Raw genomic sequence first — 25168 nt, 5'->3', positions numbered from 1 at the left:
AGTGCCATGAAGTACAAGGGTTTTTATTGAGCAGACCACTGGACAATTGCGTTTTGGTGCGGATGATGCATGAACAAATCGCCACGACGGAAATCGTGCGCTAGGCATACCGCGCAGGGTCGCGCAGAGCGGTTTACACCGTGCCATTTCATCACTTCTGCATACAGGCCCGTCAATCCATGGCGCTCGACCCCCCAACGATGTTGACCATCTCGATAGCCCTTGCCGCCGCTGCGGCGCTGTACCTGGCGGTCGAGTGGCGCACCGTGCGTGAATCTTCATTGCTGTATTGGAGCGCAGGCTTCGCCACCATTACCGTCGGCTGCGTACTGTCGTTGATGCGTTTGCAGGGAATGCTGTTGATCGGCATCTGGTTCGCCAATGGCCTGCTGGTTACGGCGCACTTTTTGTTCCTGCTGGGGGTGGCGCGCTTCACCGAAACTCGCCTGTCACGGGGCTGGTATTCGATTTTTGTCATCTGGACGGCACTGTTGCTGCTGCCAGACGGGCCTGAATGGTCAAAGCTGATGCTGCTGGCCAACTCGCTGCTGGTGGCGGTCACGACGCTCAAAGCCAGCTCGCTGCTGCGCCCGCATGGGCTGTCGCTGAGCGTGGGTGCGGTGCAGTTGCGCTTTGTGCTGCTGCTGCACGGGCTGTTCTACCTGGCCAAGATGATCCCGCCATTGATGCCCGGCACGTTGATTGACCTGGCGGCGTTCCGTGGCGAGATCATCCAGATTTCGCTGGTTGAAGGGGCGATGGCGATCATGCTGATCGCATTGTCGATGACCGGCACCGAGCGCTATCGCCGCGAACAGCAGATCGCCCGCCTGGCCGCGCGCGACCCGCTGACCGCAATGTACAACCGGCGTGCTCTGGAGGTGCGGGCGCCGCGCCTGCTGGGTCAGGTCAGCGCCGCGCGCCCGGGGGCGCTGTTGATCATCGATATCGACAACTTCAAGATGGTCAACGACCTGTTCGGCCACGCTGCCGGCGATCGCCTGCTGGTGGCGCTGAGCGAGATGATTCGTGGGTTGGTGCCTGCCCATGCGCTGGCTGCCCGGTTGGGCGGCGACGAGTTCATCATCTTGCTTGGCAACACCAGTCGTGAACGGGTCAACCAGCTGGGCGACAGCCTGCGCGAGCAGTTCCAGCTACTGACCTCAGGCTCTTATGCGACACCTGCGGCGGTAACCTTGAGCATTGGTGCCAGCTTGTTCGATCAGCCGCCCAGTAGTCTCACAGCGTTGATCGAGCAGGGTGACAAAGCGCTTTATGAAACCAAGCGGGCAGGGCGCAACAGCATTAGTCTGGTTGATTTGACCCTGGGCACTCCGGTGGTCGATTGAGCACAGCTGCCAACTAATTGACTGCGATGGAGCGGGTTATGGGCGGTCTCGACGAAAAGCTGTCACTGCGCGTTGATGATTACCGTGCGAGCCATGCAGTCTTTGCAGTTGACTACAGTTTCAATCTGGTTGGCTTGCGCATGCACAGCCGCTGAACCGCAGCTTACGCAGTGCAGCCTGGTGCCGGACGCGGCCGCTGCGCCGCCAGGCGTGGGCAATTGGCTGATGTAGGCAAACAAGGTCTGTTCCAGGCCATGGTCATCCAGTTTCAGTACCACGCCATGCAGGACTTGGCTGAAGCCTGACCGCGGCGCCTTCACCTCGTAGCCGGGCCAACGAAACGGCCAGCGCTCGTCGACCGCACGCTGGCCAAGCGCGAGCATCCGCCCGGGGATGGTATTGGAGGCGATGTGTTTGTTTACCTGACACTGCGCGGCAAACGCCAGCGCGCCGCGAATGGCCGTATTGGTCAGCGACCAGATACTGCGTATGGGCAGTTGTAACAGGAGCTGCGCGGCCACCTCACGGGATTTTTTCCACGCATCGAACGGCAGGCCGTGATCGGCCGCTCGGCTGAGGATGTAGGCATACACCTCCTCCACAGCCAAGCGGTGGAGTACTTCGACGATCTCGCCATGCCAGGCCGCCAGCGGCCCCTGTGACAAGTCATCGAGCAGCGCCTGCTGCAGTTGCGCCAGGCTCGCCCGCTCCGGGCCGGTCAGATAGACATTGACGATCCAGCACACTTTGTCCAGCCGCGGTACCAGTGCCGAGCCGGAGCTGAAGGCATCCACGGCTGAACCTGGATCGATCACCAGCACTTTGCGCTCGCGCAGCGTCTGCAACAACGCGCTGTCCATGTCCTGCGTGGGTGTGAGGCGGGCATCGCCGCGCAACTCGGCCAAGGGCGCCAGGCGCTGGTTGGCCTGGTCTGCATGGGTCATGAGCAAGGCCAGCAATTGCACTTTGCTGGTGAAGTCCAGCGAGGCGAGCGGCACGCCGGGGATATCATCCAGCGACCACTGTGTTCGAATCCGCTGACGACGCTCCAGGGTTTGTTGCTTTTGCTGGGCCATCCGTGATGCCTTGCAGGGCGCGCAGGTGCAATAACGCAGCAGGCGGGTCCGGCCAGGCGGGTAGTGACGATGATCGCAGCCCTTGCAGAAGGCTGGATCAAGATTCCAGCTGGTCGCCGTCTTGCCCCTGCGTCGCTCATACATCGGCACGGCGCAGTAAGGGCAGGTCACGTCCGGCGACGCGATCGGCGGAAAGCTCTTGATCAGACAGTTGGGTGCAAGGTCGAGGTTATAGCGCTGAATCAGAGCGGCGTTTTTGGCGCCACCGAGGTATTCCTGGTAGAGCTTTTCGACCTGTTCAGCGCTCAAGTGGCGCAGCTTGTTTTGATAGTCCGACAAACCTGATTTCTCCCTCGGAAACATCGCCTTGGTGTGAGGGAGGATCATGCGGCGCATCGATTTAGCCTGGGAAGAGCCAACAGGGCCGATCCTTCCTAAGCGTTTGTAGGGCGTTTCCCAAGCATTGCCGTTGGGGGCTTCAGCTTACCCGGAGCCAGATGGCGGAGGCATCGTCACTGGCTTTGAATCGGGGGTAACGCAGGCAGGCGGCATCCTCCTTTTCGATCCGACGTAGCTGCAGTGCCAGATCCGCCAGGCCGTGGTGCAGCAGATGGGCGATGAAGTCAGCGGGGGTGAAGGCCGCGTAGCTGTCCAGCAACGCGCTGAAACCGTCGCTCATCAGGACCAGGTCGTCGCCCGCTGCCACTGGCGTGCGGGTGTAGCGCAGGGCAGCGCGGGCGGCCTGGGCATCTACGCTGAGGACTGCCTTGGGCCGCTCCCGCGCCAGCCTGCGGTCAGCGATGATGGCCGGTGTGCGTACGCCATGGGCGCCAGTGCCCGGGCCCAGGGCTGCGGCTTCGGCGCTTTCAGCCTGGCGGTCTGGCGCGGGGGTGAGGAAGGCAATGCCTTGCGCACTGCGGTGCAGCACTGCGCAGTCGCCGAGAAAGCTGCAGCTCAGCTGATCGCCTTCGAGCGCTACCGCCGCGAACGAGGCGCGGGGCAGTTCCCAGGTCGCGAGCGGAAGGCGCTGACGCTGGCGTTCGTAGTCATGGGCAACGTGCTCGAAAACCGATTCACACACCTGCTCCAGGTTACCTTCAGCACCCGCAAAAGCCCGCTGCGCGGCCGCCGCCAGCCATGCTGCGCCGCCGCGTTGGCCGAGCAGGCCAGGCGGGCCGAGGTCGGTGGCGCCATCGATCACCCACGCGTGCAGGTCTGCGCTGCCAATGCGGTCGTCGTTGGCGACATCTGGCTTGCCGGCCAGGCTCAGGCTCTGGATAAGGTCGAGGTGCATGGTCGATCGGTCTTCTTGGCGGTTGGCTGGGAGGGGTTGGACCGGGTATTGGCCCGCGGGTTCGTTCAGCTCGCGGGCGCGTTCCAGCATACCTGATGACCCTGGTCGCATTCGAGTAGGGCAGTAGGTGGGGGTTGAGTCCCCAGGCCAACCTCAGAAGCTGTACTTGAAACTGGTCATCAGATTGCGCGGCGCGCCGTACACGCTATACAACCCGGACTGGCTGTAATACTCGCGATCGAACACGTTATTGATGTTCAGCGCAGCACTGAGGTTGCGGCTGATGTCGTAGCGAGCCATCAGGTTGGTAACCGCATAGCTGCTCTGGCTGAAGGTGTGCAAGTCAGCGCCAACCTTGCTCTGCCAGTTCACCCCGCCGCCAATTGTCAGTTTGTTCAGCGGCCCGTGCAGCCGGTAGCTGGTAAAGGTCTTCACGCTGTTGCGCGGCAGGTTGGTATTGATGCGCTGGTCATCGGCATCGGTGGTCACCGAATAGGCATAGCCGGCGGACGCCTGCCAGCCTTCGGCCAGTTCGCCGTTCAGTTCCAGCTCGATGCCTTTGGAGGTGGTGTCCTGCTCGGCACTGTAGACGTTGTCGTGCTGCCAGATGGCAAGGTTGTCCTGCTCCAGCTTGAACAGCGCAAGGCTTGAGTTGAGCTTGCCGTCGAGGTGCGAGCCTTTGATGCCGATCTCGTAGCCGACGCCTTCCATCGGGTCGAGCGGGTTGTTGCCTTCGTCGGTCACCCACGACGCTTGCGGGTTGAAGATCTTGGTGTAGCTGGCATACAGCGACCAGGTCTGATCAAGGTCGTAGACCACCCCGGCATACGGGATGAACACGCCGCTCTCTTTGCGCTTGACCTCGGTCTCGGCGCCGCCGTAAGGGCGCTCGGAGGTGTCGCGCTTCCAGTCGATCAGGCGGCTGCCGAGGATCAGGCTGAGGTCTTCGCTGACGCTGAAGCGCGAGGTCAGGTAGGCCGCGTACTGGTCTTCATCGATCGACGACTTGCCGCTTTCAGTGAAGTTGGGCTTGGCCGAGTTGCCGTCCCAGTCGAACAGGTTGTCGATCGCGCCGGCAGGCGAGCCGGCATAGTCATAGCCCCAACCGCCCCAGCCGGGCACGCTTTCCTTGTACTGGGACAAGGTCACCCCGGTGATCAGTTCGTGCTCGCGGCCGAACAGGCTGAACGGGCCGGTGGCGTAGACATCGAGGTTGTCCTGGCGTGGCGTACCGGAGAAGCGCACGGGCAGTTGCGATAGGCCGCTGCCGTCGGTATTCAAGTCGCCCATGGCGAAGTTGAACACTTCATCGAACTTATTTTCGGCGTGGGTCAGCTCGATCTTGCCGCTCCAGCCGTTGCCCAGTTGCTGTTCAATGGAGGTGAAGAAGCTGGTTTGCTCGTGGTCGTTGTAGGACCAGTCCGGGGCGGCGTTGAGCGAGCGCTTGAGGCTGGTGCGCTGGCCGGTGCTGAAGCGCGACGGCAGGCCCGAGCGCAGCGGCGAGTCGACGTCGCTGCGCAGGTAGCTGAAGCCCAGGGTCAGCAGGGTGTCTTCAGTCAGGTCGAACTCGGTGATGCCGTAGATCAGCTGCGACTGCGAAGAGTAGCGGTCGATCCAGGCCCTCTCGGTCTTGTAGTCGGCGACGAAGCGGCCGCGGATGTTGCCCGCGTCGGTCAGTGGTCCCGAGACGTCGAAGCCTGTGCCGTAGCGGTCCCAGGTGCCGGCCTCGCCGGTGATGCTGGCCTGCGCATCGGCTGTCGGGCGCTTGCGGATCAGGTTGATGGTCGCCGACGGGTTGCCCATGCCGCTGATCAAACCGGTGGCGCCGCGGACGATTTCGACGCGGTCGTACATCGCCATGCTCTGCGAGTAGTTGTCCAGACGAGTGTTGGTGGGCACGCCGTCGACCTCGTAGTTCTGGATGGCAAAGCCGCGTGACCAGTACGAGTCGCTCTCGGCGCCGAGGCCGTCGCGCACGACGATGATGCCGGGGGTGGCCTCGAGGGCATCGGTGAGGTTGGTCAGGCGCTGGTCATCGAGGCGCTGGCGGGTCATCACGGTGAGCGACTGCGGGGTTTCCTGCGGGGTCAGGTTGAGGCGGGTCGAGCTGCTTGACGAATAGGTGGTGTAGAGGCCGGTGCCTTCGGTGGTCGAGCCGGGGGCTTTGCCAGAGATGGATACCGCGCTCAGCTCCATCGCGCCGCTGCTGCTGGCTTGCAGGGTGTAGTTGCCGTTGGCACTGCGGCTGGCCTCCAGGCCACTGCCGGCAAGCAGCATGGCCAGGCCCTGGTCAACGTCGAAGTTGCCGTGCAGGCCGGCGGTGCTGCGCCCGTCGGTGAGGGTGCTGGGGTAGCTCAGCAGAATATGGGCGGCCTGGCCAAAGCGGCTCAGGGCTGGCGCGAGCGGGCCGGCCGGGATGTCGAAGTCGGCCTGGGCCTGCTCGGCGGCGCTGGCCCAGGTGGGCAGCATCAGCAGCGGTGCGGTGGCGGTCATGCAGGTGATGGCCTGGACCACGGCGCCGGCCAGTTTATGCTTGAGATTCACGCGTTGTTCCCCGATTGAATGGATTGTCTGGGGGTTAAGTCTCGCGAGAATCAAAAAGGGACCACCCTTGCGCAGATTTTTTTGCGTCAGGCGATGCGTGGCTTCAATGTCACCCAGTATCGGGTGAAATGCTCGACCTCGAGCTGCAGGGTGTTGGCCACGGCGAGGATGACCTTGTCGGTGTCGGCCAGCGGGAAGGTGCCGGATACACGTAGCCTGGCCAAAGCGGGATCACAGGCCAGATGGCCGCGGCGGTAACGGCTCAGTTCAGCGATGAATTCTGCCAGTGGCTGGTTTTGAGCGACCAGCATGCCCTGGCTCCAGGCAGGGGCGGCGAGCGGTTCAGGTTGCCGGCTGACTACGCCGGTTTCGGCAAAGCTGGCCCGCTCGCCGGCTTGCAGGGTGATCGGCGGCTGCGCCAGCAGGGCAGGGCTAAGCACCAGCGTGCCGCGGTAGACGCTGATCTGAGTAACGCCTGCGCGTTGCCTGACGCTGAACTGCCCCAGTTGCGCTTCAAGCCGGCCCTGAGCAGTGTGTACCGACAGCATGCGCCGGGCGCCGGCGTTGCTACGGGTGATCAGCAGCTCGCCGCGCAGCAGTTGTATCCGCCGCTGGTTCTGTTCGGTGGCGACGTTGACGGCCGTGTCAGTGTTCAATTGCAGCTCAGTGTCATCGGCCAGGCTGATGCGCCGTTGTTCGCCGACCCGGCTGTGATAATCGGCGCTGAAGTCTTGCACCAGGGCTGTGTCCTTCATGTACCAGGCACTGGCGCCGGCGGCCATCAACACGCTCAGTTGCTTGAGCACACTGCGTCGCGACGAGCCTGGGCGCAGCGCCGCCTGGGCCAGACGGCGCTGGCCCGGATTACGCAGGTCGCCCATGCGCTGGGCGAATGCTTCGGCGCGTTGCCAGGCATGTTCATGCATCGGCTGCGCCTGCCTCCAGGCCATCCACGCGGCGAGGGTGGCCGGGCTGACCTCAGGTTCCTGCAACTCGAAATGCCAGTGCATGGCCTGCTCGGCCACTTCTGCAGCAATTGGCGCGGTGCCGCTGGTCACGGCAGGTCCAGGCTGTCATCGAGGACGATGCACCGCGCGCTGGCTTTGATGATGTAGCGCTTGATGGTAGTTACCGACAGCTTGAGCCGGTCGGCAATCTCGGCGTGGCCGAGGCCATCGACCTGCGACAGCAGAAACGCCTCGCGCACCGGCCGCTCCAGGCTTTCGAGCATGGCGTCGAGGGCGATCAAGGTTTCGAGCAGGATTGCCTGGGTTTCCAGGCTTGGCGCAACCAGCTCGGGCATTGCCGCCAGCGCTTCGAGATAGGCGCGTTCGATTTTCTGCCGGCGGTAATGGTTGCACAGCACGCTCTGCGCCACCTTGGCGAGAAAGGTCCGCGGTGCGTGCAGCGCTGGCAGCTGCTCTTTGGCCAGCAGGCGCATGAAGGTGTCCTGGGCCAGATCCGCTGCGCTGTGCGAGCAACTCAGGCGTTGCCGCAGCCAGCCCGTCAACCAGCTGTGTTGCTGACGGTAGAGCACAGCCACGTTGCACAGGGCAGGTTGGGAGGATGGGAGCATGATCTGCAGGCGCCGAAGGGAAGTGTCGCAAACGATAATGCTTATCATATATACGGCTCGGGGCGATGCGCAACAGGTGCGAATCGGTTGGCTATTGCAAAGCTACTGGACACCGCACGACAATAAGAGTCATTACCACTCGCGAAACGTTCTATTGCCATGTCCGCCAATGATGCGTCCCTGCACACCGCCGTCAATGACCTGTACTGCGAGCATCACGGCTGGCTCAATCGCTGGTTGCGCCAGCGCCTGGGCAATGCTTTCGATGCCGCCGATCTGACCCAGGACACCTTCGTGCGCGTGCTCAAGGCGCGCAGCGCCCTGGAGATCCGCGAGCCGCGGCCGTACTTGTCGAGGATCGCCAACGGTTTGCTGATCGACCTGTTTCGGCGCCGTTCGCTCGAACAGTCCTACCTGCAGGCACTGGCCGCCATGCCTGAAGCGCTGCAGCCGTCTCCGGAAGAGCAGGCGATCATGCTGCAGGCGTTGGTCGAGATCGACCGCTTGCTGCAAGGCCTGGGGCCCAAGGTCAAACAGGTGCTGATCCTGTCGCAGTTCGACGGCCTGAGTTACCCGCAGATCGCCGCGCAGTTGGGTATCAGCCTGCGCAGCGTCAACAAGCATATGGCCAAGGCCATGGAACACTGCTGCTTGATGCAGATCCAGATGCAGCTGGCATGAGCCTGACCCTCGCTGAACGGCAAGCGATCAGCGCCGCAGCGCGCTGGTACGCAGCGCTGCAATCAGGGGTCGCTACCGACGCCGAGCGGGCGGCCTGGAACGCCTGGCTGCTGGCCGATCCTGTTCACCTGCAGGCCTGGCAGCGTATGACTGCCGTTGCCGAGCAGATGGCCAGCGTGCCAGGTGCGGTGGCGGCACCGGCATTGCGTGGCCTCGAGCGCTCGCGCCGACAGGTGCTGCGCAGCGTAATGATCCTGGTGCCTGCTGCGTCACTGGGTTGGCTGAGCTGGCGCAGTGATACGCCGCAGCAGCTGTTTGCCGATTTTCGGACCACGGTTGGTGAGCGTCGCCAGTTTCAGTTGGCGGATGGCAGCAGCCTGTGGCTGAACACCGATTCGGCAGTCAACGTGAGGTACGACGGCAGCCAGCGTCTGCTTGATTTGTTGCAGGGCGAGATTCTGATCAGCACGGCCCCTGACGCTGCGCAGCGGCCGTTCAAAATCCACACCCGTCACGGCGAGGTACTGGCGCTGGGGACGCGCTTCATCGTTCGCACTCACGAGCAGAACGCCGAGGTCGCCGTAATCGAGAAGGCGGTAGAGGTCCGCACGGCCAGCGCTGGCGCAGCCATTCGGGTCGAAGCGGGGCAGCGGCTGGACTTCAATAAACGCTCGTCGGGGGCTGTGCAGCGCAGTGATGCCTCCGTGGGCGCCTGGCAGCAGGGCAGCATCATTGCCGTGGAGCGGCCGTTGGCTGAGCTGTTGGCGGATCTGTCGCGTTATCGCCGCGGCGTGCTGCGTTGCGATCCGCAGATTGCCCGGATGAAGGTCTCCGGAGCGTTCCCGGTCGATGACACCGACCTTGCCCTTACCGCACTGGAAAGTGGCCTGTCGCTGCGGGTCACGCGCTTCAGCCGCTACTGGGTGCATGTCTCGGCAGCGGCCGTGTCCCATTGAAAAAAATTCGCAGGCATGTGCACTTTTTACCGACGCCGTTCGGCTCATCCCCCAATACGTTTTATTGAGCAATGTTCAGGGGGAGGGTAGGCATGTCTGCAATGCACAAACGGGGTCGTCTGGCGACCGCAGTCAGGGCTGGTTTGTTGGCCGCAAGCATGGCCAGTGTATGGTCGACGGCAACAGTCGCCGCTCCGGCGCAGGAGCAAGGCGCGGCGCGGGCGTTCGCGATTGGCCCGGGCAGCCTGACCGAGGTACTCGGCCGCTTCGCCAGCGCAGCGGGTGCTGCGATCTCTTTTGATGGCCGCCAAACAGCCGGGCTGCAGTCGCCAGGGCTCAATGGGCAGTTCAGCATTGGCGAAGGTTTTGCGCGGATTCTTGCCGGCAGCGGCCTGCAGGCCGAAGCGCAGGCTGACGGCACCTATGTGCTGCGTGCTGCGCCCGCTACTGGTTCGGCAATGGAGCTGGGCGCCACCACCATCAACGGCCAGGTGCTTGGCGCCACTACCGAGAATAGCGGCTCGTATACTACCGGCGCGGTCACCATCGGCAAGGGTGAGCACTCGCTCAAGGAAACACCGCAGTCGGTCACGGTGATGACCCGCAAGCTGCTCGATGACCAGAATCTCAACACCATCGACCAAGTCATGGAAAAGACTCCGGGCATCACCGTGTATGACTCGACCATGGGTGGAAAATACTTCTACTCTCGCGGTTTCCGCATGTCGGGCCAGTACCAGTACGACGGCGTGCCGCTGGACATGGGCAACCTGTACGTGCAGGCCGACAGCTTTAGCAGTGACATGGCCTATTACGACCGGGTCGAAGTCCTGCGCGGCGCCGCCGGCATGATGAAAGGCGCGGGCGGCACCGCCGGTGGCGTCAACTTTGTGCGCAAGCGTGGCCTGGCCGCTGCCCACACCGATGTCACCCTGTCGGGCGGCAGTTGGGACAATTACCGTGGACAGGTCGACACGGGCGGCCCGCTGAATGCGTCCGGCACGCTTCGCGGCAGGGCGGTGATCGCGCAGCAGAGCCGGCACTACTTCACCGATGACGCCAGCCGCAAGGATCAGGTCTATTACGGCGCACTCGATTTCGATCTCGGCCCTGACACTACCCTGGGCCTCGGTGTCGCCTATGAAGACGTCGACGCCAATCCATGCTGGGGTGGCTTGCCGCGCTATCGCGATCGCAGTGACCTAAAGCTGAGCCGCTCGACCTGCCTGGACCCTTCGTGGAATACCTGGCGCAGCCAACGCACTACCGTATTCAGTGACCTCAAGCACCAGTTCAATGATGACTGGCAGCTCAAGGTCGCCAGCGTCCATTCAACAAACACCCAGGATATCAAATACGCTTTCGCCTCCGGCGCTGTTACCCCCGGCGTCGACACCACCGGTATGCTCGGCAGCATGTATGACTACGACCAGGTCGACTATGGTCTGGATGCCTATGTCGATGGCAAGTTCGCAGCGTTTGGCCGGCAGCACGAGTTGGTGTTCGGCGCCAATGCGAGCCGCGCCGACAAGGACGACTTCTATTCGGTCGCGTTTCTGCCGCAACGACAGAATGTATTCAACCCTGACAAGAATATCCCTGAGCCGGATGACAGCTACTTCATCGACAATGCGTCGCGCGGTGGCCCGGTCAAATCGGTTACCAAACAGAAAGGCGTGTACTCGACGCTGCGCCTGAAACTGGCCGATCCGCTGACGCTGGTGGTCGGTGGACGGGTCAGTTGGTACAGCTCAGAGACCGATTCGGAGTTCCTCAACGGCGTTGCCCCACAGCATTCGCGCAGCCGCGAGACCGGCCAGGTGACCCCGTTTGCCGGCGTACTGCTGGACCTCAATGACAACCTGACGGCCTACGCCAGCTACTCGGATATCTTCACCCCGCAAGGCAATTACCGCGATGAAGCCGGATCGGCGCTCAAACCGTTGGTAGGCCAGAGTTACGAGTTGGGGATCAAGGGCGCCTGGTTCGACGGTCGCCTCAACAGCGCGTTCAACCTGTTCCGCACCCTACAAAAGGACCAGGCGCAGACGGATTACTTTTCGTCATGCCCGTCTTCCGACGGCTATTGCTATGTCAACGCCGGTAAGGTTCGTGCGCAGGGTTTCGAGGCTGAAATCAGCGGCGAAGTCATCGAGCGCCTGCAACTGATGGCGGGCTATACCTACACCCAGACCAAGACCCTCGACGACATCGACGCCAGCCTCAACGGCGCAGCGTTCAACAGCTATGTGCCGCGGCATGTACTGCGGATGTGGGGTGAATATGCCTTGGGCGGGGCGCTCGAGCGCTTCACGGTTGGGGCAGGGGTGAATGCGCAAAGTGACAATTTCCGCCTGTCGCCTGCCAGCGGCGAGAAAATCACCCAGGCAGGTTACGTGGTCTGGAATGGACGGATCGGTTACCGCATCGATGACACCTGGTCGCTGGCACTGAACGCTAATAACCTGTTCGACAAGCGTTACTATGCAACCATCGGCACCGAGGCGTTCGGCAACTACTACGGTGAGCCGCGCAACTTCATGGCGTCGGTGAAGGCGAGCTTTTGATGAAGGAGACTGCGTTGATGGATCGGGCCTATTGGCTAGCGCTAGGTGGTCGCGCGGCGCAGGATATTTATGCCTGGTCGGCGTTCGTCGCGGCCACGGAGTTTCTCTGGCAGGACGCTGCGCTGGTCAAGGACAGCGATGCCTGGCAGGCGCTGTGGTTTGAACTTGAGATCGTCAATGCGCTGGCATTGGCCGAGTGGGATGAGCAGGGGCGACCTGGAGACTGGTCGGTGCGCTGGGGTAAGGATTATCAGCAGGATGCGGCTGAGCTGGCGGGGCGGTTGCTAGCGCTGTTGGAGTGATCCGGATTTCGACATGGGGGGCTGCGCGGCAGCCCCCAACCATCCAACGGTCTGTTATCAATGCGCGCCAGTTAGGTGGCGCGAACCGTTCACTCACTCATCAGCGCAGCCCTTTGCTGGCTGTGCAGCTTTCTCGATGCCTGCAGTGCCACCAGCAGCACTGCACAGGCGGCCCCCAAGGCCAGGGCGAATCCAGCGTGGACACCCGCGCCGTCAACGATTCGCCCTGCACCCGCAGCGCCCATAGCCACGCCAACATTCAGCCCAGCCAGCAGCCAGGTCATGCCCTCGGTCACTTGCTGTTCAGGGACCAACCGCTCGATCAGGGTCATCGCCACAATCATGGTGGGTGCGAAGCACAGGCCCGCCACCAGTACTGCGGCCGCCAGGGCAGGGATGCTGCCCGCAAGCATCAGCGGCAGCGTAGTTACGGCTGTAGCGGCTGCACCGATGAGCAGCTGTCGATGCAGCGCAACGTTCGTCTGCAAAACGCCAAACAGCAAGCCGGACGCGCAAGAGCCGAGCGCATATGCGGCCAGTACCACGCTCGCAGCTGCCGGGCGCTGAAGCTGCTCGGCGAATGCCACGCTGGCGATATCGACGGTGCCGACAATGATGCCCATGCACACCATCAACAGCGTCAGCAGACGCACGCTGCCCAGGCGGATGACCGAGCATGATGGTGTAGCCAGATTATCGGCAGCAGCAACGCCTGGCTCGGTAGCACGTTGAAGCAGCAGCGCAGTCACGCCAAGCGCCAATACGCTTGCGCTCAGCAACAGCGCAGCTTCTGGAAACACCGCCACAGACAAGCCGACCGCAAGCGGTGGGCCGAGGATGAACGTCACTTCGTCAAGGACCGTTTCCAGCGAATACGCCGTTTGCAGGCAGGGCTGGCCGCGATACAGGGCGGTCCAGCGGGCCCGCACCATTGCCGACATGCTTGGCATGACCCCGGCGAGCAGTGCTGCGATGAACAAACACCAGACTGGCGCCTGCCACCTGGCGCTGGCGGCCAGCATCAACAGGCCGACCACGCTGATCGCGGTCGCGACCGGCAACACGCGGCGTTGCCCATGCAGATCAACCAGCCGCGACAGCTGCGGCGAGAGCAGGGCGTAGGTCAGCACAAAGGTCGCCGAGACCAGGCCTGCCAGGGCATAACTGCCGTAGAGCTGGGATAACAGGGTGATGATGCCGATACCGGTCATTGGCAGAGGTAGCCGCGCCAGCAGGCCTGCGGCGGTAAAAGCAGTGCTGCCAGGTGCGGTGAACAGTGCTCGATAGGTGGGGGCCATGGGGATCTCCTGAAATGCCGACTTGCATGTGCATTGCCCATGCAGGGAAAATACATACGCTGTGTATGAAAGCGATCGTATATTCATACGCTGCGTATGTAAATCATCATTCAGGCCGTAGCCAGGAGAACGCAGATGGTTCGTCGCACCCGTGTCGAGATGGAAGAAACCCGCGCAGCCTTGCTCGCCACCGCGCGCAAGGTGTTCACCGAGCGTGGCTATGCCGACACTTCAATGGATGACCTGACCGCCCAGGCGGGCTTTACCCGCGGCGCGCTATATCACCACTTTGGTGACAAGAAAGGGCTGCTGGCGGCGGTAGTCGAGCAGGTCGACAGCGAGGTGGACGCACGGCTGCAGGCCATTTCTGATTCCGCTGAGAACCCCTGGGAAGGCTTCAGCGGTCGCTGCCAGGCCTATCTGCAGATGGCCCTCGAGCCGGAAATCCAGCGCCTGTTGCTGCGTGATGCCCGAGCGGTGCTGGGCCCTGCCTCGGCCGAGGCGCAGCGCCACTGTGTCGAGTCGATGACGGGGTTGATAGATGAACTGATGGCGCAAGGCGTAGTAGCCGAGGCAGACTCGGAAGCGCTGGCATCCTTGATCTATGGCAGTCTGTCGGAAGCGGCGTTCTGGATCGCGGAGGGCGACCAAGCCTCCCGTAGGCTGGAGCGGGCCAGCGCGGCATTGGAGTTGCTGCTGCGCGGTTTGCTGCTTAGAGCATGATCCAAGGACCTCTGGATACCTGCATGAATATGCCTAATGATGCTGTGAAATCGTTTCATTAGTTTGCACACAACTAGCAACCTAGACTACGTCCTACTTAGTTACGCGATAAAACTGAAGCCCGAGTTGCCCACTGCTGGAAATGTGCGTTCGGGTTTCGGGTTTCATCTCGCTCAACAGGATGTCAGGTTGCGATGAATAACCAGTTTGCCTTTACCCTGAAAAGTCTTCGTTTCGACGAACACTATCAACCCTGCGAAAAGACCCGCATTACCACCAACTTCGCCAATCTGGCGCGCGGCAGTAATCGCCGGGAGAACCTGCGCAACACCCTGCAGATGATCGACAACCGCTTCAATGCCTTGGCCCATTGGGACAACCCGACAGCGGATCGCTACAGCGTCGAACTGGACATCATCTCGGTTGAAATGGACCTCGGTGCACCTGACAGCGCGCGCGGCCTGCCGTTGATCGAGATATTGAAAGCGACCGTAGTCGATCGCGTCACCGGCGAGCGCACCCAGGGCATGGTGGGCAACAACTTCTCCTCCTACGTGCGCGATTACGACTTCAGTGTGCTGTTGTTGCAGCACAACAAAGGCGCGTCCGAGTTTGCCGTTCCGGAGAACTTCGGTGAGCTGCACGGTAAGCTGTTCCAGCACTTTGTCACGTCCAGCGCCTACCGCGAGCACTTCGCCAAGCCCCCGGTTATCTGCCTGAGCGTTTCCACCAGCAGGACGTATCAGCGTACCGACAATCACCACCCGGTGCTGGGTATCGAGTATCGCCAGGATGATTATTCGCTGACCGATGAATACTTCAAACAGATGGGCTTGAAAGTGCGTTACTTCATGCCGCCCAACAGCGTTGCGCCGCTGGCGTTTTATTTCTCGGGTGATCTGCTGGCCGATTACACAACGCTTGAGCTGGTCAGCACCATCAGCACGATGGACACCTTCCAGAAGATCTATCGTCCCGAGATCTACAACGCCAATTCTGCCGCGGGCAAGTCGTACCGGCCAAGCCTGCAACATGAAGATTATTCATTGACGCGCATCGTCTATGACCGCGAAGAGCGCAGCCGGCTGGCGCAAGAGCAGGGCCAGTTCGTCGCCGAACACTTCATCAAACCTCACCGCGCTGTTCTCGAACAGTGGGCCGCCAACTACGCGGTTTGAGCCGTTAACAAAGCAAGGTTATCTACCGTGAAAAAACTGCTACCCACTTCGACTGCCGGCAGCCTGCCGAAACCCTCCTGGCTGGCCCAGCCCGAAACACTCTGGTCGCCCTGGAAGCTGCAAGGCGATGAACTGACTGAGGGTAAACAGGATGCTCTGCGTCTGTCGTTGCAAGCGCAGCAACAGGCGGGCATCGATATCGTCAGTGACGGTGAGCAAACCCGTCAGCACTTCGTCACCACGTTCATCGAGCATTTGAGCGGGGTTGATTTCGAAAAGCGCGAAACTGTCAGGATCCGTGACCGTTACGATGCCAGCGTGCCAACCGTCGTAGGCGCTGTTGCGCGGACAAGACCGGTGTTTGTCGAAGACGCCAGGTACCTGCGCCAGCTGACCGATCAGCCGATCAAATGGGCACTGCCGGGCCCCATGACCATGATCGATACGCTCTACGACAGCCATTACAAAAGCCGTGAAAAGCTGGCGTGGGAATTTGCCAAGATCCTCAACCAGGAAGCCAGGGAACTGGAAGCGGCCGGCGTCGACATCATTCAGTTCGACGAACCGGCCTTCAATGTGTTCTTCGACGAAGTCAACGACTGGGGCGTTGCTGCCCTGGAGCGGGCAGTCGAAGGCCTGAAGTGCGAAACCGCGGTGCATATCTGCTACGGCTACGGCATCAAGGCCAACACCGACTGGAAGAAGACCCTCGGCTCGGAATGGCGTCAGTACGAAGAGGCATTTCCGAAACTGCAGAAGTCCAGCATCGACATCATTTCGCTCGAATGCCACAACTCCCATGTGCCAATGAACCTGATCGAGCTGATCCGTGGCAAGAAGGTAATGGTCGGCGCGATCGATGTGGCGAACCACACCATCGAAACGCCCGAGGACGTGGCCAACACCTTGCGCAAAGCGCTGCAGTTCGTCGATGCCGACAAGCTGTACCCGTGCACCAACTGTGGCATGGCGCCGTTGCCCCGGCAGGTTGCCCAGGGCAAGCTGAGCGCGCTGAGTGCGGGTGCAGAGATCGTTCGCCGAGAGCTCTGAAGCCCCTGCCGGGCCAGTGGCGGGTCTGGTCTACAGATCCGCCAGCGCACCTTTGTACAGTACCGGCCCGGTCGGTTGACCGGTCGGCGAGCCGCCTTTCGGTTCAAGGCTGATCGCCAACACCACGGCCTTGCCGAGCAATCGGCTCTGGGCCTGATCAAGCTTGAGCGTGCTGCGGCCAGTCGCGGCGATCACCCCGAGCGAGACCGGCTTGCTGCCCGCGGCGATCGCCCAGAGTTGCAGGCTGTGCGCCGGGGTAATTGCAGTCAGTGCCAGCGCTTCGATGTGCAACTGGTCTGCACCAGCGTCAATCCGGAACACAGCCTGCGCAGTGTCACTGCGCAGGGTGGCGCGGTAGCGGCTGTCGTCGAGGTTGTGGATCACGCCAAACACCACGGCCACGGCCAGCGCACAAGCCACCACGCCGATACGCAGCCCGTTCCACCACCCGCGTTTAGCCGGTTCAGTGACCGGCTGCGGTTCGATGCGTGCCCTGATCCGCTGCCAGACATGCTCGGCAACGGGCGACTCTGGGATAGTCTCGGTCATGCTGGCCAGGCAGGTTTGCCACTGGGCAAGCTCTGCACGCAGCGTCTTGTCTTCAAGCAACAGCCGTTCAAAGCGCCGCTGCGCCAGCGCCGGCATCAAACCGACGGCGTAGTCGCCAGCCAAGGCACGGCGCAGGGCAGGGGTTTGGTAGTTCATGATTCAAGGCACCTGCGCAGGCGCTCCATACCGCGGCGGATCCACGACTTGACCGAGCCCAATGGAGCCTTGAGGTGGACGGCGAGTTCGGCACAGGACAAACCCTGGAAATACGCGACGGCGATCGACTGGCGTTGCATGCCTTCAAGCGTGTCCAGGCAGCGGTTCAGCGCGCTAGCCTCGCGGGCAGTGCTCAATTGCTCATGCGCGGAAGGACCTTGATCCTCCAGCAGCTGCGCTTCGACATCGCTCAGCGAGCGTTCACGTTGCTTGCGCAGGTGATCCACGGCCTGATTGCGAGTGATGTTGATCATCCAGGTCATTGGCGCGGAAATGTGCACCTGGTAGCGGGAGGCGTTATGCCAGATGCGCACGAAACTCTCCTGCAGCACATCTTCAGCCAGATCGCCGCGCCCCATGAAACGCAGGGCAATCCCGTGCAAGCGCGGGCTTACACTGCGATAGAGCGTTTCGAAGGCACGTCGGTCGCCCAGCGCAGTGGATGCCAGGAGCTGCGCCAACTGGTCACTTTCGGCGATTGAGATAGCTGTTCTCCAGGCAATCGGGTTGAGTGATGCGAGGCTTCGATTGCAGTCAGAGAATAGTGTAGGAAATGGGGACGGGCCATTCACTGAGCGGCGCCTGGCCAATACCGCCGCACCCCGTCCGATGGGCGCGGCGGCAGGGTTCAGCCTTTAGGCATCAGGACCTTGTCGATTACCTGGATCACGCCGTTGGACTGGTACACGTCGTAGGTGGTGATGTCGGCCACGCCACCCTTTTCATCCTTGAGGGTGATGTTGTGCGGCCCGTTCATCATCGCCCACAACTTGCCGCCCGCCACGGTGGTCAGTTCGGCTTTGCCGCCGCCCGCCTTGATCTTGGCGGCAAGGGCAGCCATGTCGAGCTTGCCGGCAACGACGTGATAGGTGAGCAGTTTGCTCAAGCTGGCCTTGTTTTCCGGTTTCAGCAGCGTGTCGACAGTGCCCGCGGGCAATGCCGCGAAGGCTGAGTTGACCGGCGCGAATACGGTGAACGGGCCTTTGCCTTTGAGGGTGTCGACCAGCCCGGCCGCTTTCACTGCGGCGACCAACGTAGTGTGATCTGCAGAGTTCACCGCGTTGTCGATGATGTCCTTGCTCGGCAACATGCTCTGGCCGCCCACCATGACGCTGTCCTGGTTCATGCTCGCCGCTTGCGCGGTACTGATGGTGAAATTACCGGCGAAGGCGAGCGTCAGCAGGCTGGCGACCAGCTGCGTTTTCAATGCAGTGCGTTTCATGGTGGTGATCCTTGCAGGAAGTATCGGCCAGGAAGGTCTGTCCGTGCTTGATATACGCGGTGGGTGGCGGGTTGGATGCAGTGGGGCAAGTTTTATTTTCAGGGCGGGACAAGCGTGTCGCTTGGCGCTGGTGAAATGTCGCTGATCGGCTCGGCCCGAGTCGATCAGCGTGGTTCTTACAGTTCCAGGTCCAATAGCGCCTGAATGGTTTGTCGGCGTCTTATCAGACGAATATCGCCATCCTCGATCAGCACTTCGGGCAACAACGGCCGACTGTTGTAGTTCGACGACATGGAGGCGCCGTAGGCCCCTGCGTCGTGGATCACCAGCAGGTCGCCGACACAGGCCTGGGGTAACAACTGCGCCGCCAGCCCGTGCTCGTCCTGGGTGAAAACATCGCCCGACTCGCACAGCGGGCCAGCCACCTGAGTCAGTTGCAATGGCCGCTCGACTGGATTGCCGTTGGCATCAAGCACTGTCATCCGGTGATAACTGCCATACAGCGCCGGGCGCAGCAAATCGTTGAAGCCGGCGTCGACCATGATGAAGCGGTTGCCGCCCATCTGCTTGACCGCACGCACCTCGGTCACCAGGTAGCCCGACTCGGCAAGCAAGAACCGCCCCGGCTCGATCTCCATGCGCACGCCATGGCCAAGCATTGTTTCGATCTGGCTTTTCGCCGCTGCCCAGGTCCGGGCATAGCGCTGGATGTCGACCGGAGTGTCGCCGTCCCGGTACGGTACCGATAACCCGCCGCCGATCGAGAACGCCTCGATATCCATGTCCAGCCGGCCGACCAATTCGACCATCGCCTGGGCGACCTGCTCCAGGTGCGCATAATCCACACCTGAGCCGATGTGCATGTGCACGCCCACCAGGTGCAGGCCGTGAGCGCGGATGCAGTCGAGGGCCTCGCCGAGTTGCTCGTGCCAGATGCCATGCTTGCTGTTTTCGCCGCCGGTGTTGGTCTTGCGGCTGTGGCCGTGGCCGAAGCCCGGGTTGATCCGCAGCCACACCCGGTGCCCGGGGGAGCATTCGCCCAGCTGTCGGAGCATGTCGATCGAGCCCGCATTGACCTCGATGCCCGCTTCGACCACCCGCGCCAGCGTCGCGCGATCCAGCACATCGCTGGTCAGTACCAGCTCTGCTGGCTGCCGATCGAGCGTGGCGCCTGCAGCCAGGGCCCGTTCGATTTCGCCCAGTGATACCGCATCCAGGGCCAGGCCTCGCGCGCGCATCAGGCGCAGGATATGCAGATTCGGGTTGGCTTTCTGCGCATAGCGAACCAGATCGAAGCCTTGCAACTGGTCGATCCTGGCGTTGATGGTGTTTGCGTCGTAGGCCCACAACGGCGAGCCATGGCGGCGAACTGCGCTGGCCAGCAAGTGGAAGGGGGTGGATTCAGGCATGGGGTAATCCTTGTACGGGAGGGACCCAAGGTTGCGGTAAGCGACGTATTTATAAAAATAGCTTTTTATGTGTCAGCAATTCATATCTGATATGGCAATTCTGCTGCGTCGGTGCCGCTGTGAAGCTTACATTTCGTCATATCGAGATCTTTCGGGCCATCATGTCAGCCGGCAGCGTGACCGGGGCTGCACGCCTGCTGTTCACCTCGCAACCTACCGTCAGCCGTGAACTGGCGAGGTTCGAACAACTGGTGGGGTTGAGCCTGTTTGACCGCGAAGCAGGACGCTTGAAGCCGACGGCGCAGGCGTTGCTGCTGCTGGAGGAAGTGGAGCGGTCGTATATCGCTCTGGAGCGTATCGATCGCTGTGCCCAGGCCATTCGCAACTTTGAGCAGGGCAGGTTGGCGATCACTTGCCTGCCACTGTTTTCGCAGACGTTACTGCCAGAGGTGTGCCAAAGCTTTCATCAACACTACCCCGGCGTGAGCGTGCGGATCGAAGCGCAAGAGTCGCCACTGCTGGAAGAGTCTCTGATTGCACAACAGCATGACCTTGGGCTCACCGAGGTCGAGCAAACGCCACACGGGACCGTCGCTGAGTTGTTGTTCAGCGCAAGCATGGTCTGCCTATTGCCGGATCAGCACCCGTTGCTCGACAAGCGCCAGCTTGAGCTCGGTGACTTTCACCAGGTTGATTTCATCAACCTCTCCAGCCTGGATACCTATCGCCAGCAGCTGGATCAGCATTTCAGCGCGGCAGGCGTCAACCGGCGCACCGTCATCGAGACGACCAATGCCGCCTCGGTATGCGCGATGGTCAGGCAAGGGCTGGGCGTGGCAGTCATCAATCCGCTAAGTGGCCTGGACGCTGCGCGCAGTGGCCTGTCGATACGCAGGCTGAGTGTCTGCGTACCCTACAAAGTGATGTTGGTTCGCCCAGACCACCGCCCCGGCTCGGCGGCGGTCGATCGTTTCTGCCAGGCAATGCGGGCGCAAGCGCGCAAGCTGAGTGATGCCTTGGCTACGGGGCTGTAGATTCCTTTGCCCGTTCCGAGCGCAGCAGCAGGGCCGCGACTGCGCAGGCGGTAAGCGCCAGGCACGACACATAGAATGCATCGCTGTAGGCCATCAGGTAGGCCTCGCGGCGGATCGTCCCGGCCAGCCCTTCGAGCAGCTGTTGCTGCTGCAGCAGCCAGCTCTGCATCGGTTGGCCGATACGCTCCTGCAGGGCGGGCGAGAACAGCGTGACGTGCTCATGCAAGCGCTCGCTATGCAGCCGTTCGCGGCTGGCAACGATCTGCGTCAACCCCGCCGTACCGATGGCCCCGCCGAGGTTGCGCAGCATGGAAAACACCGCCGAGGCTGAGCCGGCCTGGCGCTTGTCCAGGCCAGCGACGGCCAGCACCGACAACGCCACCATGATGAACGGCTGACCAATGCCGCGCACCACGGTCGAGGGAATGATCACGTTGTTGCCGGCATCGGCGCTCAGCCACGCGCCCAACCAGCAGCCCAGTGCCATGATCAAAAAGCCGCTGGCGACCATGAACTTGGCACTGGTCCAGCCCATCAGGCGGGGCATCAGTGGCGCCAGCAGCAGTTGCACCACGCCGTAGGCAATCAGCGCCACGCCGACCTGATGGGCGCTGAAACCCTGCAGCTGCGACAGATAGTTGGGCACCAGAAAGACCAGGCCAAAGGTAGCCGCGCCAAAGATGAACATCGCCGCGCTGGCCACGCCGAAGTTGTAGTGGCCGAGCAGGCGCAGATTGATGAAGGCACGTGAGCCAAACAGCTGGGTCGCCACGAACAGCACCAGCGCAACGGCGGCAATCAGGCTAAGGCCGGCAATCAACGGCGAGCTGAACCAGTCGAGGCGGCCGCCTTCTTCCAGCACGATCTGCAGCCCGCCCAGGCCGATGACCATGGCGGCGACGCCCAGCCAGTCGCCTTGGCGCAGGCGCGCCAGCTGCATCGGTTTGGCTTCGATCGACCAGGCGATGGCGAGCAGCAAGGCAATACCCGGCACCAGTTGCAGGTAGAAGATCCAGCGCCACGAAAAGGCGTCGGTGAGCCAGCCGCCCAGCGACGGGCCGGCGGCTTGGGCGACGCTGTTGGCCAGGCTGAACAGGGCCATGCCCATGGCCATCTTGCGCGCCGGTAGCTCGGTGATGATCAGCTGGAACGACAGCGGAATCAGCACCGCGCCAGCCGCGCCCTGAATGACCCGGATGAAAATCATCGTCTCCAGATTGGGTGCCGCCGAGCAGGCTACCGAGGCGAGCAGAAAGATAAACGAACCGGTCCACATCACTCGGCGCAGGGAGAACACTTCGACCAGCCAGGCGGTCAGCGGGATCATCACGATTTCTGCGACCAGATAGGCCGTGGATATCCATGAGCCTTCTTCAAAGCTGGCCCCCAGCGAACCCCGAATCTCGGGCAGCGCCGCGCTGGTGACGTGTACGTTCATGCCGGCCATGAAGCAGCCGAACAGCCCCGCCAGCACTGCCACCCAGGCACGCAACGATACCGGTTGCTCAGTGCTCATCGGTGCTTGCCCCCGGGCGCGTGTCGACCCGTGTCACAACCGACATGCCGGGCAGGATCGGCAGATCCGGCAACGGTTGATCGAGCAGGATGCGTACCGGGAAGCGCTGCACGATCTTGGTGAAGTTGCCGGTAGCGTTATCGGACGGGAGCAGCGCGAAGACATTGCCGGAGGCCGGCGACAAGCTCGCTACATGCCCTTGCAGGTCGTGGTCGGAAAAGCTGTCGACCGCGATGCGTACCGGCTGGCCGGGGCGCATGTGCTCCAGCTGGGTTTCCTTGTAGTTGGCCACGACGTAGGCCTGCTGCAACGGCACCACTGCCAGCAGCGGCTGGCCTGGCACCACATATTGCCCGGCGCGAACTCGGCGTTGGCCGACCACCCCGGCGATCGGGGCGCGAATCACGGTGTCTTGTTGATCCTGCTCGGCCAGCAGTTGTTGGGCTTGCGCGCGGGAAAGGGTCGCTTGGCACTGCTGGAGTTCGGCATCGACCTGCGCGGCGCGCAGTTTGGCCATGTTCAGTTGCGCTTGCTGTTGCTGCAGTGCGGCCTGGGCGACTTGCTCGCCCGCTTGCGCCTGGCTGGCCTGGCTGGTGGCGGTTTCCAGCCGTTGCGCGGTGGCGGCGTGGTCACGCACCAGTTCGCGATAACGCTGGACATCGAGCTGGCTGCGGCGTGCTTCGGCCTTGGCGCTGCGCAGGGCGGCCTGCGCCTGGAGGATGGCCTGGCGTTGCAGGGTGATCCGCTCGGCCGCCAGTTGCTGGCTGGCAGCGGCTGCGAGCAGTGCCGCCTGCGCCTGGGCAACACCGGCTTTTGCCTGATCAAGGCGGGCGCTGTAGTCGCGATCGTGCAGGCGCACCAGCACGTCTCCGGCCTTGACCGGTTGGTCGTCTTCGACTTCAACGGCCGCCACATTGCCCGCCACGCGCGAACTCAGCGCCACCCAGTCAGCCTTGATGTAGGCGTCATCGGTGCTCTGCAGATAGCGGCCCGTGGCCCACCAATAACTGGCCAGCGCCACCAGCGCGACCACGGTCACGGCGAGCGCTAGCGTCAGCGCCAGGCGCCGCCGGGTTGTGGTTTTACTGCGCTGCTCGGCAGCGTTGGGCACGGTGGGTTGTACGGCACTGTTCATGGTTGGGTTCCGGTTTTACTGATGGGTGCCTGCCAGCGGCCGCCGAGGGCGCGCAACAGGTTGATCTGGGCCTGGGCGAGACGACCTTGGGCGTCGACCTGGCGAGCGCGCAGGCCTATCAGCTCGCGTTCGCTGTCGAGCAACGCCAGGCCGTCGAGGGCGCCGGCGCGGTAATTGAAGTCGGCCAGTGCATGCGCACGTTGACCGTGCTCCAGCGCAGCGGTGACGGCCAGCAGGCTTCGCCGCTCACCGTCGAAGCGAGCGAGGGCCTGGCGCACATCCTTCAATGCGGCCAGCGCGACGCCTTGGTAATGAGCCCGTTGGGCCTGCTGCAAGGCTTCGGCCTTGCGCACTCGGGCGCGGTTGGCGCGCACGTTGGGGAACTGCCAGGTGATCAGCGGGCCGATGCCGAACATCACAGCGCGGCTGTCGCCGAGGTGACCGAGGTGTTGGTCGGCGGCCGTCAGCGAAGCGCCAAAGCTGACCTTGGGGTAGAGGTCGGCGGTGACGATCTCGACGTCCAGCCCGGCGGCGCGCAGCTCACGCTCGGCCTGGCGCACATCCGGGCGGCGTTCGAGCAACTGCCAGCCATCGCCTAGCGGCAGCGCAGCCGCCAGCGTGGGCGGGCTTTCGCAGGTTATGGCCTCTGCCGGCGCAGCCTGGCCGCTGAGCATGTTCAGCTCGTACAGGGCCATCTGCCGATGCGCTTCGAGCAACGGTAATTCGGCGCGCAGCTGCTCTCGCAGTGCGAGCAGGCGCTCACGGTCCAGCTCGGTGGCGATGCCCGCTTGCTGCTGACGTTGGCTGAGTTGCACGCTGCGCTCCAGGCTGTGCAGGGATTGCCTGGCCTGGTTCAGACGGGCGCTGAAGGTGCAGTGCTGGACGTAGGCGCGGCTGGTTTGAGTGACGACATTCAGGCGCACCAGGTCCAGTGCTGCGGCGCTGGCGTCGGCCTGCACCGCGGCGCGCTCGATGGCAGCGCGTACCTGCCCCCAGATATCGACCTGATAGGCCAGCTCGATGTCCGGATTGAGTTGCCACTGCGCCGAGGCGTGGCTGTCGGTGGCTTTGGCCAGGGTCTGATCATCGGCAGTTTTACCGTAAGTGGCTGCCAGGCCAAGTGCAGTGGCGGGCCAGCGTTGGGCGTCGAACTCGGCAATGCCCGCCAGCATCGCCTGTACGTTGGCTTCGGCCTGGGCCAGGTCCTGATTGCGCGCCAGGGCGCGCTGTACCCAGCGGTCAAGCTGCGGATCATTGAACAGCCGCCACCAGTCCTCGGGCAGGGCCTGCCTGCTGGTACCGATGGGCGCGCTGGCCAGGGCATCAAGCTGCAAGGGGGGCAGCGCGGGCACAGGTTGCCGGGTGCAGGCAGTCAGCGCACAGAGCATGGCCAAGGCAAACCGGGTAGGGCGGGGGGAGGATTGGCGTAAAGGCATCACAAATGTCGCATCAGGGGCTGTGATGCGAGGTTACTCAGCGCACCCGCTGCGCCG

22 protein-coding genes are annotated in these 25168 nt (G+C 62.6%); 9 read left to right on the top strand and 13 right to left on the bottom strand.

The window, feature by feature from the left end; translation table 11 throughout:
• The first annotated feature begins 179 nt into the window (after nucleotides 1–179).
• Nucleotides 180–1349 carry a GGDEF domain-containing protein gene (locus tag M2396_RS08130; protein WP_181089475.1) on the top strand — a complete coding sequence of 390 codons (1170 nt, stop codon included), beginning with the start codon at nucleotides 180–182 and terminating at the stop codon, nucleotides 1347–1349.
• A 62-nt stretch (nucleotides 1350–1411) separates the two neighbouring features.
• Here the strand turns inward: M2396_RS08130 and M2396_RS08125 are convergent, their stop codons facing one another.
• From M2396_RS08125 to M2396_RS08105, 5 genes are all read right to left on the bottom strand, one after another.
• Complete coding sequence (locus M2396_RS08125) at nucleotides 1412–2764, bottom strand: hypothetical protein (RefSeq protein ID WP_259074138.1); 1353 nt, start codon at nucleotides 2762–2764, stop codon at nucleotides 1412–1414.
• 139 nt (nucleotides 2765–2903) lie between these two features.
• The gene (locus M2396_RS08120) at nucleotides 2904–3719 is read right to left on the bottom strand and encodes a protein phosphatase 2C domain-containing protein (RefSeq protein WP_259074137.1); all 816 of its coding nucleotides are present in this window, start codon (nucleotides 3717–3719) and stop codon (nucleotides 2904–2906) included.
• 153 nt (nucleotides 3720–3872) lie between these two features.
• Entirely contained in the window at nucleotides 3873–6212 is a 2340-nt protein-coding gene (locus M2396_RS08115; RefSeq protein WP_409035093.1) for a TonB-dependent siderophore receptor, read from the bottom strand.
• 137 nt (nucleotides 6213–6349) lie between these two features.
• Nucleotides 6350–7321 carry a FecR domain-containing protein gene (locus M2396_RS08110; protein WP_259074136.1) on the bottom strand — a complete coding sequence of 324 codons (972 nt, stop codon included), beginning with the start codon at nucleotides 7319–7321 and terminating at the stop codon, nucleotides 6350–6352.
• Nucleotides 7318–7839 carry a sigma-70 family RNA polymerase sigma factor gene (locus M2396_RS08105; protein WP_220633404.1) on the bottom strand — a complete coding sequence of 174 codons (522 nt, stop codon included), beginning with the start codon at nucleotides 7837–7839 and terminating at the stop codon, nucleotides 7318–7320. The genes M2396_RS08110 and M2396_RS08105 overlap by 4 nt, the downstream gene beginning before the upstream one ends.
• Before the next feature lie 159 nt (nucleotides 7840–7998).
• On the opposite strand from M2396_RS08105, the gene M2396_RS08100 reads away from it, so the two are divergent.
• The 4 genes from M2396_RS08100 (at nucleotide 7999) to M2396_RS08085 (ending at nucleotide 12345) form a co-directional block, all read left to right on the top strand.
• Nucleotides 7999–8520, top strand: a complete 522-nt coding sequence (locus tag M2396_RS08100) for a sigma-70 family RNA polymerase sigma factor (RefSeq protein WP_150572992.1) — start codon at nucleotides 7999–8001, stop codon at nucleotides 8518–8520.
• Complete coding sequence (locus tag M2396_RS08095) at nucleotides 8517–9476, top strand: FecR domain-containing protein (RefSeq protein ID WP_259074135.1); 960 nt, start codon at nucleotides 8517–8519, stop codon at nucleotides 9474–9476. Before M2396_RS08100 ends, M2396_RS08095 begins: the two co-directional genes overlap by 4 nt.
• 92 nt (nucleotides 9477–9568) lie before the next feature.
• Nucleotides 9569–12043 carry a TonB-dependent siderophore receptor gene (locus M2396_RS08090; RefSeq protein ID WP_101318545.1) on the top strand — a complete coding sequence of 825 codons (2475 nt, stop codon included), beginning with the start codon at nucleotides 9569–9571 and terminating at the stop codon, nucleotides 12041–12043.
• A 14-nt stretch (nucleotides 12044–12057) separates the two neighbouring features.
• Complete coding sequence (locus tag M2396_RS08085; protein WP_375139959.1) at nucleotides 12058–12345, top strand: hypothetical protein; 288 nt, start codon at nucleotides 12058–12060, stop codon at nucleotides 12343–12345.
• 89 nt (nucleotides 12346–12434) lie between these two features.
• Here M2396_RS08085 and M2396_RS08080 read toward each other — a convergent pair whose 3' ends face one another.
• Nucleotides 12435–13643: an MFS transporter gene (locus tag M2396_RS08080; protein ID WP_259074133.1), complete on the bottom strand. Its 1209-nt coding sequence runs from the start codon at nucleotides 13641–13643 to the stop codon at nucleotides 12435–12437.
• Nucleotides 13644–13778: 135 nt separating this feature from the next.
• Here M2396_RS08080 and M2396_RS08075 point away from each other — a divergent pair, with 135 nt between their 5' ends.
• From M2396_RS08075 to M2396_RS08065, 3 genes are all read left to right on the top strand, one after another.
• Nucleotides 13779–14366: a TetR/AcrR family transcriptional regulator gene (locus M2396_RS08075; protein WP_101318549.1), complete on the top strand. Its 588-nt coding sequence runs from the start codon at nucleotides 13779–13781 to the stop codon at nucleotides 14364–14366.
• 194 nt (nucleotides 14367–14560) lie between these two features.
• Nucleotides 14561–15544: a DUF1852 domain-containing protein gene (locus M2396_RS08070; protein WP_259074131.1), complete on the top strand. Its 984-nt coding sequence runs from the start codon at nucleotides 14561–14563 to the stop codon at nucleotides 15542–15544.
• 27 nt (nucleotides 15545–15571) lie between these two features.
• Complete coding sequence (locus M2396_RS08065) at nucleotides 15572–16594, top strand: methionine synthase (RefSeq protein WP_259074129.1); 1023 nt, start codon at nucleotides 15572–15574, stop codon at nucleotides 16592–16594.
• Nucleotides 16595–16624: 30 nt separating this feature from the next.
• Here the strand turns inward: M2396_RS08065 and M2396_RS08060 are convergent, their stop codons facing one another.
• The 4 genes from M2396_RS08060 to lysA all read right to left on the bottom strand — a co-directional run bounded on the left by M2396_RS08060 (nucleotide 16625) and on the right by lysA (nucleotide 19990).
• Complete coding sequence (locus tag M2396_RS08060; protein WP_259074127.1) at nucleotides 16625–17299, bottom strand: anti-sigma factor domain-containing protein; 675 nt, start codon at nucleotides 17297–17299, stop codon at nucleotides 16625–16627.
• Nucleotides 17296–17862, bottom strand: coding sequence for a sigma-70 family RNA polymerase sigma factor (locus tag M2396_RS08055; protein ID WP_224786382.1), 567 nt, complete (start codon nucleotides 17860–17862; stop codon nucleotides 17296–17298). Before M2396_RS08055 ends, M2396_RS08060 begins: the two co-directional genes overlap by 4 nt.
• A 125-nt stretch (nucleotides 17863–17987) precedes the next feature.
• Nucleotides 17988–18581: a fasciclin domain-containing protein gene (locus tag M2396_RS08050; protein WP_150569547.1), complete on the bottom strand. Its 594-nt coding sequence runs from the start codon at nucleotides 18579–18581 to the stop codon at nucleotides 17988–17990.
• A gap of 176 nt (nucleotides 18582–18757) precedes the next feature.
• Entirely contained in the window at nucleotides 18758–19990 is a 1233-nt protein-coding gene (lysA, locus tag M2396_RS08045) for a diaminopimelate decarboxylase (protein WP_259074126.1), read from the bottom strand.
• 119 nt (nucleotides 19991–20109) lie between these two features.
• Here lysA and M2396_RS08040 point away from each other — a divergent pair, with 119 nt between their 5' ends.
• Nucleotides 20110–21024, top strand: a complete 915-nt coding sequence (locus M2396_RS08040; protein ID WP_259074124.1) for a LysR family transcriptional regulator — start codon at nucleotides 20110–20112, stop codon at nucleotides 21022–21024.
• Here the strand turns inward: M2396_RS08040 and M2396_RS08035 are convergent.
• From M2396_RS08035 to M2396_RS08025, 3 genes are read right to left on the bottom strand one after another with little or no spacing between them, the layout of a single operon-like run.
• On the bottom strand, nucleotides 21011–22540 hold the full coding sequence (locus tag M2396_RS08035; protein ID WP_259074123.1) for an MDR family MFS transporter: 1530 nt from the start codon (nucleotides 22538–22540) through the stop codon (nucleotides 21011–21013). The two genes, M2396_RS08040 and M2396_RS08035, sit on opposite strands and share 14 nt — an antisense overlap.
• A complete protein-coding gene (locus M2396_RS08030; RefSeq protein ID WP_101318568.1) occupies nucleotides 22530–23675 on the bottom strand; it encodes an HlyD family secretion protein in 1146 nt (381 codons plus the stop codon). Before M2396_RS08030 ends, M2396_RS08035 begins: the two co-directional genes overlap by 11 nt.
• Nucleotides 23672–25111 carry an efflux transporter outer membrane subunit gene (locus M2396_RS08025; RefSeq protein ID WP_409035082.1) on the bottom strand — a complete coding sequence of 480 codons (1440 nt, stop codon included), beginning with the start codon at nucleotides 25109–25111 and terminating at the stop codon, nucleotides 23672–23674. The genes M2396_RS08030 and M2396_RS08025 overlap by 4 nt, the downstream gene beginning before the upstream one ends.
• Nucleotides 25112–25168 lie beyond the last annotated feature (57 nt).

Origin of the sequence: Pseudomonas sp. BIGb0278 (assembly GCF_024809895.1) — a bacterium.
GTDB lineage: Bacteria > Pseudomonadota > Gammaproteobacteria > Pseudomonadales > Pseudomonadaceae > Aquipseudomonas > Aquipseudomonas shirazensis.
Note: the sequence above shows the minus strand (reverse complement) of the source record. Positions and strands in the feature narration are given on the sequence as shown.